At 46.7% G+C, this 12812-nt stretch carries 13 protein-coding genes; 12 read left to right on the top strand and 1 reads right to left on the bottom strand.

Annotated elements, in window-relative coordinates:
• Positions 1 to 654, bottom strand: a complete 654-nt coding sequence (locus tag ACZ42L_RS04840) for a hypothetical protein (protein WP_464701118.1) — start codon at positions 652 to 654, stop codon at positions 1 to 3.
• 190 nt (positions 655 to 844) lie between these two features.
• Here ACZ42L_RS04840 and ACZ42L_RS04835 point away from each other — a divergent pair, with 190 nt between their 5' ends.
• From ACZ42L_RS04835 to ACZ42L_RS04780, 12 genes are all read left to right on the top strand, one after another.
• Positions 845 to 2293 carry a hypothetical protein gene (locus ACZ42L_RS04835; protein WP_464706837.1) on the top strand — a complete coding sequence of 483 codons (1449 nt, stop codon included), beginning with the start codon at positions 845 to 847 and terminating at the stop codon, positions 2291 to 2293.
• Positions 2290 to 2805 carry a DUF6646 family protein gene (locus tag ACZ42L_RS04830; RefSeq protein WP_464706835.1) on the top strand — a complete coding sequence of 172 codons (516 nt, stop codon included), beginning with the start codon at positions 2290 to 2292 and terminating at the stop codon, positions 2803 to 2805. Before ACZ42L_RS04835 ends, ACZ42L_RS04830 begins: the two co-directional genes overlap by 4 nt.
• Before the next feature lie 304 nt (positions 2806 to 3109).
• Positions 3110 to 3700: a Tat pathway signal sequence gene (locus tag ACZ42L_RS04825; RefSeq protein WP_464706833.1), complete on the top strand. Its 591-nt coding sequence runs from the start codon at positions 3110 to 3112 to the stop codon at positions 3698 to 3700.
• Between the two features lies 1 nt (position 3701).
• A complete protein-coding gene (locus ACZ42L_RS04820) occupies positions 3702 to 4583 on the top strand; it encodes a tetratricopeptide repeat protein (protein ID WP_464706831.1) in 882 nt (293 codons plus the stop codon).
• 303 nt (positions 4584 to 4886) lie between these two features.
• Complete coding sequence (locus ACZ42L_RS04815) at positions 4887 to 5717, top strand: prephenate dehydratase (protein WP_464706829.1); 831 nt, start codon at positions 4887 to 4889, stop codon at positions 5715 to 5717.
• Positions 5718 to 5753: 36 nt separating this feature from the next.
• Positions 5754 to 6935, top strand: coding sequence for a pyridoxal phosphate-dependent aminotransferase (locus tag ACZ42L_RS04810; RefSeq protein ID WP_464706827.1), 1182 nt, complete (start codon positions 5754 to 5756; stop codon positions 6933 to 6935).
• A gap of 13 nt (positions 6936 to 6948) precedes the next feature.
• Positions 6949 to 8016: a bifunctional 3-deoxy-7-phosphoheptulonate synthase/chorismate mutase type II gene (locus ACZ42L_RS04805; RefSeq protein ID WP_464706826.1), complete on the top strand. Its 1068-nt coding sequence runs from the start codon at positions 6949 to 6951 to the stop codon at positions 8014 to 8016.
• Complete coding sequence (locus ACZ42L_RS04800; protein ID WP_464716784.1) at positions 8013 to 8798, top strand: prephenate dehydrogenase; 786 nt, start codon at positions 8013 to 8015, stop codon at positions 8796 to 8798. Before ACZ42L_RS04805 ends, ACZ42L_RS04800 begins: the two co-directional genes overlap by 4 nt.
• A 2-nt stretch (positions 8799 to 8800) precedes the next feature.
• Positions 8801 to 9754, top strand: coding sequence for an endonuclease/exonuclease/phosphatase family protein (locus tag ACZ42L_RS04795; protein ID WP_464716783.1), 954 nt, complete (start codon positions 8801 to 8803; stop codon positions 9752 to 9754).
• 409 nt (positions 9755 to 10163) lie between these two features.
• Positions 10164 to 11513: a signal recognition particle protein gene (gene ffh, locus ACZ42L_RS04790; RefSeq protein ID WP_464716782.1), complete on the top strand. Its 1350-nt coding sequence runs from the start codon at positions 10164 to 10166 to the stop codon at positions 11511 to 11513.
• Between the two features lie 52 nt (positions 11514 to 11565).
• Positions 11566 to 12444 carry a bifunctional methylenetetrahydrofolate dehydrogenase/methenyltetrahydrofolate cyclohydrolase FolD gene (gene folD, locus ACZ42L_RS04785; RefSeq protein WP_464716781.1) on the top strand — a complete coding sequence of 293 codons (879 nt, stop codon included), beginning with the start codon at positions 11566 to 11568 and terminating at the stop codon, positions 12442 to 12444.
• 204 nt (positions 12445 to 12648) lie between these two features.
• Positions 12649 to 12792 carry a hypothetical protein gene (locus tag ACZ42L_RS04780; RefSeq protein WP_464716780.1) on the top strand — a complete coding sequence of 48 codons (144 nt, stop codon included), beginning with the start codon at positions 12649 to 12651 and terminating at the stop codon, positions 12790 to 12792.
• Positions 12793 to 12812 lie beyond the last annotated feature (20 nt).

Genomic DNA, 12812 nt, shown 5'->3' with positions numbered 1-12812 from the left:
TTATGGCTTGCTTAGTGGGTAGTTGTATTGATCGAAATATTGGAAGTCTTTATTGTTATAGTGTGCACCTTCCACATTTACCTGAATGGAAATACTCCGATTGATGTTGTATTTCACGGCTGCACCAATTACATCTGCTCCACCGGTAAACATTCCCATGCCCCCAATAGGACCTCGATACCAGTAGCCTGGATGGTATAACGAAGAGTAGCTGTTACCATAATTGTTGGCAACATTCTTCTTGGCATACACCCATGCTTCCCAATGTTCGTTGAAACGATAGCCCAATGCGGCATAGAGAGCGCCGTCGCGATAGGAATCGCCACCCCAGTTGATGTTCTGAATGTAGCCTCCTGCTGCCAGCCAAAGCTTTTTATCTTTGGTAAGCGGAGTCAGGTATGTGGCGCTGAGACTTTGTGTGAATCCTCCGCGGTGAGGCACGTTTTTGCCAAAAGTGGCAAAGGCCGAGAGGTCTAACTGCACATTCAATCCTTTGTGAAGTCCCCATCCATAATTATGATAAGGTGTCATGGCGTATGCCACCGGTACAGGCGGCTGCATCACGGTGGTCGTGGTGTCTGCTGCCTGTTGGGCTTTGCCAATGGTGCAAAGTCCTAATAGGATGGTCGTTATGACTGCCTTTCTGTTCATCATGGGCAAAGTTAGGATTTTCAGGCAGAAAAAGCAAGTCTTACAAACAAGTTTAGTGATAATTTGCACTTATTTGGAACAATCCATGTGACATTTGGATGAAGATGTAAAATTTTGTTTCTGATTCACTTGGATGGAATTTTTTTTTTCTCTATATTTGCTGTGTAGTTAATAACTAATATTGTGTGTAAATATGAAAAAGCTGTTTTTGTTAATCTATGTTGCGCTGTTGGGCTCGATAGGGTGTAGCTTTGCGCAGGTGACGGGGCGTCTGGAGTTCAGTGCCAAAGACGATTACGAGGGCGAGAACATCGTCCCGATGGAGGAAAAAGGATTGATGGTGCAGTCGTTTGCCAAGGATTCCAAAGATGGGAAGCGATATTTCAAGATGCAATTCTTCTCTACTTCGATGCAACCGGTCTGCACGGATTCGGTGTTGGTAGATAAGCGTATGTATATCCATTCGAATATCTTTGACGACGGGGTGCTTTATTCGGTGTTGCGCGAGCGTAGCGGTGAGTTTGCCATCCTGGCATTCGATGCCAAGACCCATAGGGTGAAAATGACTGAAGGAGAGTATGCCAAGAAGGGGAGCATGCGCAATATACAGATTGTGAATGGCCATGCGGTTTTCAGTTCTACCGTCAAGAAGTTGGAGCGTGTGGGCATTATCGACATGAAGACAGGCGATTGCAAGTATGCAGATATTCACTTCGACGGTGTGAAAGACAAGAATGTGTTTATTCTGGAGACTCAGGTGATAGACGGAATTGTATATGCTTTCGTGCGTGCCGAGCGCGAAGTATATCTCTCGCGCATTGATATGCAGGGCAAGCAGTTGGGAGCTACGCTGCTGACTAAGGATATAGAGCAGGAGCTTGTGTCGGCTTCCATCTCGAAAGTAGGGAGCAAATACTTCGTTACGGGTACTTATGCCACGAAGAAAGTTGGTTCGCAGGGCATCTATTTTGGGGAATTGGCAGACTGGAAATTCAGTTTCCTGAAATTCTATAACTATCTGGATTTAAAGCATTTTACCGATTATCTGAGCGCAAGAGCACAGAAAAAGATAGAGCGAAAGAAAGAGAAGAAGGCCAAGGAGGGTAAGGAGTATACACGCAATTACTTCATGGCGTCGCACAAGATTATGAGCGACAACAAGGATTATTTCTATCTTGGCGAGGCCTATTATCCAACTTACCGTATGGTAAAGGTCGGTACGGGATGGATACAGGAGTTCGACGGTTATGCTTATACGCATGCTATTCTCGTGAAATTCAATCCACAGGGTGAGGTGATATGGGACAATAGTGTCGAGATGGAGCCGCGAACCAAGCCTTTCTATGTAAAGCGATTTATCTCGGCAAGTCTGAGTAATGCCGGAGCGAAGATGCTCTTTGCCGATAAGAAGCGTATTGTGATGAAGCTGTTCAACAATCAGTCGGGAGAAGTTATCAAGGAACGTACGGAGGAAGTCATCGAAACCGATAACGAGGACGAGAAAGTGAAGAAGGGCAAATATTCCGATTCGAGCCACTGGTATGGTGATAATTTTCTGGTATATGGTACGCATGTGGTTAAAAACACGCAGACCGGAGACCGTCGTAAGGTTGTCTATGTGAACAAATATACTATCAAATGAAACGTTGGTATCAATATATAGCACTGGTGATATGGGTCTGCGGCATGTCGTGTTCGGCATCTGCCCAAGCCTATGATGGCGACTTGGACCGCAAGATTTCGGCCGGTTACCTGCATGTCGATGGCCGTTCGGGAGTAGAACTTCGCTACGATTTGGGCATGAATGATTGGCTCTCGGTGGGAATGAAAGGGACGATGCTGTTTATAGGCAAGTCGCATTCCGACGCCGAACCCGATTTCATGGATGGTGTAGACTTGTCTTTGCCTATTGATGTGCATTGGGACGATGCGCTGAAACTGCCTTCCCAATTAGACTTCTATACCGGTGTGGGTGTCGGATTCCATGTACTTGATGTGCATAGTGGGCTTCGCTACAGTTTCAGTGAGACGTTTGGAGTGTATGCACAGGCGCAATACAATGTCTTCAGAATGCTGGAGCATGCTAGGGATTTTCCGAGTCTTTACTTGCATAAGGCGCAGTTGTCCGTAGGGCTGATTATCAACTTGGATTGAGCGACTGCAAGAATGAAGGTCTGAAAACAACAAGGGAATGATACTACCTGCCATTCTGCATGGAGTATCATTCCCTTGTTTGTATATCCATCTTATGGATATGGCGAGTCGTTGGTCAAAGATTGGTTTTACTGCAAAGGCTCGGCAGCGTTGCTGCAAGGGCCAAACAGCAGTGTTGCAAAGCCTAGGCAGTAATGCTGCGGAGGCCTTGCAGTAAATTGAAGTTTTTCCTAATAAAATTGAATAAGTTTGGTGCATCAGGTGGTTTTTGCTATTTTTGCCCAACTAACTAATAAGCATAACAATGATGAAGAAAACAGTGATGGGATTTTTAGCAGCACTTTTACTGATTGGTATGCCGGTGTGTGCGCAGAATACAGCCAAAAAAGAACCTATAGGTAAACGTCTTTCTAAGTTCTGGAAGAAAACCAAGACGACGATGGTCAATGCCGGTCACGAGTTGGGCGATGCCATTGGATTTGACGACCGTGTGGATAGAGATACCGATTTGAAGGAAATTGACGGGGTGAAGTATATGCCCATCTATTCTGTCGACCTCTTTGCGAAGAATCATCCTGATGACGACAAGACTCTCGTAGACTTGTCTACGGCGGCCTTTAAGAAGCAGTATCCCGGTGCAACGATAGTAAGTGCCGTCGTTCCACAGGTGGAATGGCTGAACACGGCAGTGAAAGAAGGTGGCAAGATAACGGGCTATCGCAAGCGTGCCTATTGCTATGTATTGGCCAAAGATGGCAGCGATGGCTATATCAATGCCCGTTTCTTCTTTATGTCGTACCGTAAGGCGGGTGGGAAATATATCGGGAGTAGCAGTTGGCCTAAGTGGGAACGTACCGATATAGTGCCTGTAAGTGCTTATGAAAAACTGAAATAAGATGAATTTTTTAAAGGCTTTGTTCGGTGGAAAGACCGAGGATAGTGAGGAAGAGAAGAAGCACCAGGAAGAGAAAGACTTCGAGGTGTTGAAGTATGATGGTGTACGTGCCATGAAAATGGGAAACCTGTCGCATGCCATTCGTTGTTTTCAGCATGCGCTGGACAGGCAGGAAGACTTGGAGATAAGGGATTACTTGTCTCAGGCTTTTATGATGGGAGGCGAGCTGTTGCAGGCGTATGAGCAACTGCAAAAGATGGCAGAGAAAGCTCCCGAAAACCAGAGAATCCTGATAAGAATGGCAAATGTGGCCTATATGATGGAGAACTATCAGGCTATGGGCGACGCCTGCGAGAAGGCTTTGCTGATAGATGATACCAATGCAGAGGTGCATTATCTCTACAGCCAGGCTTGCAAGGGGCAGGGAGACAGCACGAATGCGGTTGCCATGCTGACGAAAGCTATCGGTCTGAATGCTGAATATGGTGATGCCTACTTGCTTCGTGGCGAGATATATTTGAAGGAAGATGCCCTCACAGAGGCCGACGAAGATGCGCAGTGGCTGCTGGAGCATGTGGCGGAAAACGAGGACGTGTTGCTCTTGAAGGCCCGTATAGAGACGAAGAGGGACAATGCGGATGAGGCGATGGCATATTATAGTAAGGTAATAGAGGTCAATCCTTTCTGTCTTGCGGCCTATCAAGAGCGGGCAGTCGTGTTGAGACAGCTGGGTAAGATAGCAGAGGCAGAAGCCGATGAGCAGCAAGTACAGGAATTGGCGGTAGCGTCGGGAGAACCTCAGAATGCCGATGAGAAGGAGGCTGAGACCCTCCAACAAAAAATAGAAAACAAATACCGGGCAAACAATCCGTATGGCTTCTAGCTGATGAATCATTATCCGGATAAAATATTTTTGGATATTTTCTTTGGTCAGATAAAATTATTATTCTACTTTTGTACACAAATATAAACGCAACAACATAAAGAAATAGCGCATGAATAAGTCTTACGCATCTTTTTATTACTTTTATTTTTACTTTGCAAGAAATTGTGAAGCGGGAAGTTGCGTGTAGATTTTAACTGAAGAAATAAACATAGAATATAACGAAACGGTCCCGCTTACAAGAGTGAGGACCGTTTTTGTGTTAGGCAGATGGTTGAAACCGGAGCATAGAAATAAAGAGATATGAAGAGAATAGCAATACAGGGAGAGCTTGGTTCGTTTCACGATATAGCCGCTCATCAGTTCTTTGAAGGTGAACAGATACAACTGATATGTTGTGGAACGTTTGAGGAAGTGTTTGAGAATATACGTCGTGATTCCACCGTCATCGGCATGTTGGCCATCGAGAATACAATAGCCGGCAGCTTGCTTCATAATTATGAATTGCTCCGTAACTCTGGTGTGACGGTGGTCGGTGAGCATAAGTTGCACATAGAGCATGCCATCTGCTGCCTGCCCGATGATGATTGGGGCAGTGTAACAGAGGTTCATTCCCATCCGGTAGCACTTGCTCAGTGCCGGCAATTCCTTGCTAACCATCCCGAAATGAAAGTGGTCGAGGCGGAAGATACTGCCGGTTCGGCCGAATATATAGCTAAACATCGGGTGCATGGCTGGGCTGCCATCTGTTCGTCGTATGCTGCCAAACTGTATGGAATGCGTGTTTTGCAGGAGGATATTCATGACAACAAGCACAATTATACCCGTTTCCTGGTGGTAAGTACACCCCGGAAAGCAGATTCCCTACGTGCTTTGGAAAAGGCAAACAAGTCTAACCTGGTATTCTCCTTGCCCCACGAAGAGGGCAGTCTGAGCAAGATACTCACGATATTGAGCTTTTATAATATCAATCTTACGAAGATACAGTCGTTGCCAATTATCGGACATGAGTGGGAATACCTGTTCTATGTAGATCTTACCTTCGATAGTCTGACACGTTACCGTCAGTCAATAGATGCCATCACTCCTTTGGTAAAGGAACTTACTGTGTTGGGAGAATACTGCGAGAGTTAAAAGCTAACCTGACAAATAGATAAAAATATAGAGACAATGATACAACCAGCAAATAGATTAAACGAAGTACAGGAATACTACTTCAGCCGTAAACTGAAAGAAGTTGCGAAGATGAATGCCGACGGACAGAACGTTATCAGTCTGGCAATCGGCTCACCCGATATGCCGCCATCGCCACAGACGATAGATAAGTTGGTAGAAGTGGCCCGGCAACCGGCAGCTCACGGCTATCAGCCGACTGTGGGAATACCGGAGCTGCGTAAGGCTATGGCCGATTTTTATGCCAAATGGTATCATGTAGAACTAGACCCCGCGACCGAGATTCAGCCCTTGATAGGGAGCAAGGAGGGCATCCTGCATACTACGTTGGCATTTGTCAATCCGGGCGACTCGGTGTTGGTTCCCGATCCGGGATATCCCACTTATACTTCGTTGAGCAAGTTGCTTGGGGCTAATATCATCAACTATAATTTGAGAGAAGATAATGGGTGGCAGCCTGATTTTGAAGAATTGGAGCAGATGGAGCTTGACAATGTCAAGCTGATGTGGGTAAACTATCCACACATGCCGACCGGTGGGAATGCCCGTCGCGAAACTTATGAACGGCTGGTTGCTTTCGCCAGGAAGCACAACATAGTGGTAGTGAACGATAATCCTTACTCATTTATCTTGAATGAGGGTGAGAAACTGTCAATACTTCAAGTGCCTGGGGCAAAGGATTGCTGCATAGAATTCAATTCAATGAGCAAGAGTTTCAACATGCCGGGATGGCGTGTGGGACTCTGTGCGTCCAATCCTACGTTTATTAAGTGGATACTCAAAGTGAAGAGTAACATTGATAGTGGTACTTTCCGTGGTATACAGATGGCGGCAGCGGAGGCCTATCAGACCAATGATGAGGCTTGGCATCAGGAATATAACATAGAGGTTTATCGCCGTCGACGCCATATTGCCGAGCAGATAATGGCTGTGTTGGGATGCGAATTCGACCCTCATCAGGTGGGCATGTTCCTTTGGGGTAAGATTCCGGCGATGTATCAGGATGTCGAGGAACTTACCGAGCGCGTACTACATGAGGCAAAGGTTTTTATCACGCCGGGATTTATTTTCGGCAACAATGGCAGGCGGTATGTCCGAATCAGTCTCTGTGCGAAGGATGAGAAGATGCAGGAGGCACTGGAAAGAATCAAGAAAATGTCAACATCAATAACGAAATAAAATACGATTCAATATGGAATTAGAATTAGAATCCCTCAAATTACCCAGCGATCAGGAACGTCCGATTGTGATGGCAGGTCCTTGTTCGGCCGAAACAGAGGAACAAGTGATGACTACTGCCAGACAGTTGGCTGCAAAAGGATGCCACATGTTCCGTGCCGGAGTGTGGAAACCACGTACCAAACCGGGTGGCTTCGAGGGCTGCGGAGAGCAAGCTTTGCCTTGGCTAAAGGCTGTCAAGGAAGAGACTGGTATGCTGATAGCTACCGAAGTGGCAACCCCTGAGCATGTGGAACTGTGCTTGAAGTACGGCGTAGACATCTTCTGGGTAGGCGCACGTACTAGTGCCAACCCTTTTGCTGTACAGGCTTTGGCCGATAGTATGAAGGGTATTGATGTCCCGGTATTTGTAAAAAACCCTGTAAATCCCGACCTGGAGCTATGGATAGGAGCTTTGCAGCGTATCAACCAGGCCGGTATCAAACGCTTGGGAGCTATCCATCGTGGCTTCTCCAGTTATGATAAGAAGATTTACCGTAACTTACCAATGTGGCAGATTCCCATCGAACTCCATCGTCGTATACCGGCATTGCCTATCGTCTGCGACCCCAGTCATATCGGTGGGCGTCGAGATTTGATAGCTCCGCTGTGTCAGCAAGCTATGGATTTGGGATTCGACGGTCTGATAGTGGAAAGCCATTGCACGCCCGATACGGCTTGGAGCGACGCTTCTCAGCAGGTAACTCCCGATGTGCTGGACTATATCCTGAATCTATTGGTGATTCGTGACGAGCATACCACGACCGAAGGAATCCGCCAGTTGCGCAGTCAGATAGACGATTTGGACAATCAACTGATGGAACTCCTGGCCAAGCGGCTGCGTGTCTGTCGCGAAATAGGGCAATATAAGAAGGAACACAACATGACCGTATTGCAGTCTAACCGTTATAACGAAATCTTGGAGAAACGCGGAGCACAAGGAGTCTTGTGCGGGCTGAGTGCCCAAAGTGTAGCCCATATCTTCGAAGAGATACACGAAGAAAGTGTTCGTCAGCAACTTGAAATCCTCAATCAGAAATGAAAATATTAGTCATGGGTGCAGGCAAGATGGGGAGTTTCTTCATCGACCTGCTTAGTTTTGAACACGAGGTAGCTGTTTATGAGCGCGATGCCCAGCGCATGCGATTCACTTACAACTGCCAACGGTTCACGCAGTTGGATGAGGTCAGGACCTTCAATCCTGAACTTGTCATCAATGCAGTGACCGTTAAATACACCATCAGTGCCTTTCAAGAGATATTGCCCTATCTGGGTAAAGAGTGTATTGTCAGCGACATTGCCAGTGTGAAGACCGGACTGAAAGCGTTCTATGAGCAATGTGGGCGGCCTTATGTGAGCACTCACCCGATGTTCGGTCCCACTTTTGCCAATCTGAATCAGCTGAGTGAGGAGAATGCGATTATTATCAATGAGGGCGATTACATGGGCCGTATCTTCTTTAAGGACGTCTATCAGCGGCTGGGACTCAATATCTATGAGTACACATTCCAAGAACACGACGAGACAGTGGCCTATTCTTTGAGTATTCCTTTTGTGAGTACGTTTGTATTTGCAGCTGTGATGAAGCATCAGGACGCACCGGGTACGACCTTCAAGCGCCACATGCGCATTGCCCGTGGGGTTCTTTCTGAAGATGATTATCTGTTGCAGGAGATTCTGTTCAATCCCTATACGCACGATCAGGTGGCGCAAATCCGTACGGAGCTGAAGGAACTGTTGGAGATTATAGATACGAAAGATGCAGCCGGGATGAAGACATATCTCACTAAAATAAGGAGAAATCTGAAGAAAGACTTATCATAATTATGGCATTACTGACCCTTTTACTGAGCATCTTCACGTTTGTGGAGTTGAATACAGAGAATCTTTTCGACACGCAGCACGACTCCCTGAAGAACGATACGGAATTTCTGCCGGAGAGCTATCACTATTGGAATGCGAAGCGATATTGGAATAAACTCAACCACATAGGGCAGGAAATCATTGCTTGCGGAGGTGATTCGGCCGGATGGTCGTTGCCTGATATGGTGGCGTTGTGCGAGGTAGAGAACGACACGGTGATGCGCGACCTCACCAAACGCTCCCTGCTAAGCAAGGCACGGTACGAGTACTTCATGACCGATTCGCCCGATGAGCGAGGCATTGATGTGGCGTTGCTGTATTCGCCTTTCTCGTTCCGTCCCATCCAGCATCGTTCCATTCGCATCCAGCCGATAGAGGGTATGCGCCTGACACGTGATATTCTCTATGTGTCGGGGCAGTTGGCAGACGATGATACACTCCATGTGTTTGTGGTACATGCGCCGAGTCGGTCGGGAGGTGAGGTGCATTCCCGCCCGTTCCGTATGGTTGTGGCCGAGCGATTGATATCTGCGGTAGACTCTATTCGGGCGTTGTCGCCCGATGCCCGTATCATTGTTGCAGGCGATTTCAATGATTATGTGGGCGATAAGAGCCTGGTATATATCGGTGAACAAGGCTTGCAAGATGTTTCGGAGAATGCGACCGGCACGCATGGGGCAAAAGGAACATACCGCTATAAAGGCATGTGGGGAAGTCTTGACCATATCTTCTGTAGTCGGTCTATGCAGTCGGCATTGGATAGTTGTTACATCTTCGATGCGCCCTTTCTGCTCACCGACGACGAACGGTATGGTGGAGTGCAGCCCCGTCGCAACTTCAACGGTGCTAAGTATAACAATGGTTTCAGCGACCATCTGCCCTTGGTAGCACGCTTTAGGATAGGTGTTGAAGAGTAGGGGGATTGTAGGAGGAATTCCATGTCGATACGCCTGGTTTTGTGCAGAGCCTTTGCAGTATCGCTGCAAAGGCCAAACAACAACGCTGCAAAGCCCGAACAGTAATGCTGCCGAGGCCTTGCAGTTTTTTAGTTGACGAGTAGGTGGGTTTCAAGTTGGATTCCTGGCGTATCAATTGGAGTATGGCAGGCAATATCAATAAGGACTTATTTGAATTCGCCCAAAACAGGATGGTTTGTGCAGAATGACGCTTTGAGTGTTTTAAAATAATTTAAAACATTGTTTTTTATTCTTTTTTCACCCGTTTATACGGTACTTTTGCACTAACATTTATAAATGTATCTTGTTACCAATCAGCTTACGGGGTGAATTTGGAGTTATAACATAGAGTTACAACCAAGAAGAAATTATGTTTGAAAATCTAAGCGACAGACTTGAGCGCTCATTTAAGATACTGAAGGGTGAAGGCAAAATCACAGAGATAAATGTGGCCGAAACCTTGAAAGATGTGCGTCGTGCATTGCTTGATGCCGACGTAAACTATAAGGTAGCTAAGACTTTCACCGATACGGTCAAGACCAAGGCAATGGGTATGAATGTACTCACGGCCGTGAAGCCTAGCCAATTGATGGTGAAGATTGTACACGATGAATTGGCCGATTTGATGGGAGGCGAGGCTTCTGAATTGAAGTTGAGCGGTCATCCGGCCATCATCTTGATGAGCGGTTTGCAAGGTTCGGGTAAGACGACATTCAGTGGTAAGCTGGCCAATTTGTTGAAAAACAAGCAGCGCAAGAAGCCTTTGCTCGTGGCATGCGACGTGTATCGTCCTGCTGCCATCGAACAGTTGAAGGTTGTCGGTGAACAGGTGGGAGTGCCTGTATATACAGAACCGGAGAACAAGGATGTCGTAGAGATAGCCAATAATGCCATCAAGGAAGCCAAGGCCAAGAGTTACGATGTTGTCATCGTCGATACGGCAGGTCGTTTGGCGGTCGATGAGGAGATGATGAATGAAATCTCTCGTCTGAAAGAGGCATTGAATCCGGATGAGACATTGTTTGTGGTTGACTCCATGACTGGTCAGGATGCAGTGAATACGGCAAAGGAATTCAACGACTGCTTGGACTTCAATGGTGTTGTGTTGACGAAACTAGACGGTGATACACGTGGCGGTGCAGCCCTCTCAATCCGTACAGTGGTGACAAAACCAATCAAGTTTGTCGGTACGGGTGAGAAGATGGAGGCTATTGATGTGTTCCATCCTTCGCGTATGGCCGACCGTATCTTGGGTATGGGCGACATCGTCTCGCTTGTGGAACGTGCGCAGGAGCAGTTCGACGAAGAGGAAGCTCGCAAGCTACAGAAGAAGATTCAGAAGAACAAGTTCGACTTCAACGATTTCCTCGGCCAGATAGAACAAATCAAGAAGATGGGTAATCTGAAAGATTTGGCCGGTATGATTCCGGGCGTAGGCAAGGCTATCAAGGATGTAGATATTGACGATAATGCCTTTAAGGGTATTGAGGCTATTATCAAGAGTATGACTCCTAAGGAGCGTACCAATCCGGAAATACTGAACCAGAGTCGCCGTCAGCGCATTGCAAAGGGTTCCGGTACGGATATACAAGAGGTGAATAGGCTGATTAAACAGTTCGACCAGACTCGCAAGATGATGAAGATGGTCACAGGAAACGGTATGGCCGGCATGATGAGCAGAATGAAAGGAATGAATATTCCGGGAATGCCCAAGATGTAAGATAGAAGTGACAAGATAATAGATAAGGATTCATAGAATAATCATTGACGAAATGCAGTTGATTGACGGAAAGGCTACAGCTACGGCTATTAAGGCCGAAATAGCAGAAGAAGTGAAGAAGATTGTTGCCGCAGGAGGCAAGCAACCTCACTTGGCTGCTATTTTAGTGGGGCATGACGGTGGTTCGGAAACTTACGTGAAGAACAAGGTTATTGCCTGCGAGCAATGTGGTTTTAAGTCGACCCTGATTCGTTTTGAAGATACAGTGACAGAGGACGAACTGCTGGCAACGGTAGAAAGTCTGAACAAGGATGCCGATGTAGATGGTTTCATCGTTCAGCTGCCTCTGCCGAAACATATTGACGAGCAGAAGATTATCATGGCTATAGACTATCGCAAGGATGTAGATGGATTCCATCCTGTCAATGTGGGTCGAATGGCTATTGGTCTTCCCTGTTTCATCAGTGCCACTCCGCTTGGTATTATCACGCTGTTGAAGCACTATGGTATAGAGACTAGTGGTAAGAAGTGTGTGGTGCTGGGACGCAGCAATATCGTGGGTAAGCCTATGGCACAGCTCATGATGCAGAAACAATATGGCGATGCAACGGTGACAGTCTGCCACAGTCATTCGGCTAATCTGAAAGAAGAATGCCGTGAAGCAGACATTATCATCGCTGCAATCGGTCGGCCCGACTTCGTGACAGCCGACATGGTAAAAGACGGTGCGGTTATCGTCGACGTGGGAACAACCCGCGTTCCCGATGCAACTCGCAAGAGTGGCTTCCGCCTGAATGGGGATGTTAAGTTCGACGAAGTATCCCCCAAGTGTTCTTTCATTACTCCCGTTCCGGGTGGAGTTGGTCCTATGACCATCTGTTCGTTGATGAAGAATACCTTGGCAGCAGGCAAGAAGGAGTTTTACCGTTGAGCCTTGATGAATAAGAAGTAACTTGATTTTTTTATAACTCTCTAATTTTTGGGGGACCATTTCTCAGTGATGAGGAGTGGTCCTATTTTGTTTGATACGCTTATTCTGTTTAAAATCCTAATTGAAGATGTGTGGAATCATCGGTTTTCCTGATTTTTGCAGCAGGTGTTCCATACTTGAATTTCTGTAAAGAACAATCTCGGAGTGGGCGGACAACAGGGCAGTATCGCCATGAAAGATATGTCGGTATACGTCAATGAGGTGCTGGCTTTGATAGAATGGGCTACCAAGGACACCACAACAGGGATTGCATTAGCTCCTTACTCGTATAAGGTCATGGAACTATAGCTTCTCTGCCATTCATCCAT

It is taken from the genome of Prevotella mikamonis, assembly GCF_055381405.1.
This window is presented reverse-complemented; position numbering and strand designations above follow the sequence as displayed.

Coding starts and splice junctions, on each gene's coding strand:
- ACZ42L_RS04840 (WP_464701118.1), bottom strand. CDS start 654: ATGATGAACAGAAAGGCAGTCATAACGACCATCCTATTAGGACTTTGC.
- ACZ42L_RS04835 (WP_464706837.1), top strand. CDS start 845: ATGAAAAAGCTGTTTTTGTTAATCTATGTTGCGCTGTTGGGCTCGATA.
- ACZ42L_RS04830 (WP_464706835.1), top strand. CDS start 2,290: ATGAAACGTTGGTATCAATATATAGCACTGGTGATATGGGTCTGCGGC.
- ACZ42L_RS04825 (WP_464706833.1), top strand. CDS start 3,110: ATGATGAAGAAAACAGTGATGGGATTTTTAGCAGCACTTTTACTGATT.
- ACZ42L_RS04820 (WP_464706831.1), top strand. CDS start 3,702: ATGAATTTTTTAAAGGCTTTGTTCGGTGGAAAGACCGAGGATAGTGAG.
- ACZ42L_RS04815 (WP_464706829.1), top strand. CDS start 4,887: ATGAAGAGAATAGCAATACAGGGAGAGCTTGGTTCGTTTCACGATATA.
- ACZ42L_RS04810 (WP_464706827.1), top strand. CDS start 5,754: ATGATACAACCAGCAAATAGATTAAACGAAGTACAGGAATACTACTTC.
- ACZ42L_RS04805 (WP_464706826.1), top strand. CDS start 6,949: ATGGAATTAGAATTAGAATCCCTCAAATTACCCAGCGATCAGGAACGT.
- ACZ42L_RS04800 (WP_464716784.1), top strand. CDS start 8,013: ATGAAAATATTAGTCATGGGTGCAGGCAAGATGGGGAGTTTCTTCATC.
- ACZ42L_RS04795 (WP_464716783.1), top strand. CDS start 8,801: ATGGCATTACTGACCCTTTTACTGAGCATCTTCACGTTTGTGGAGTTG.
- ffh (WP_464716782.1), top strand. CDS start 10,164: ATGTTTGAAAATCTAAGCGACAGACTTGAGCGCTCATTTAAGATACTG.
- folD (WP_464716781.1), top strand. CDS start 11,566: ATGCAGTTGATTGACGGAAAGGCTACAGCTACGGCTATTAAGGCCGAA.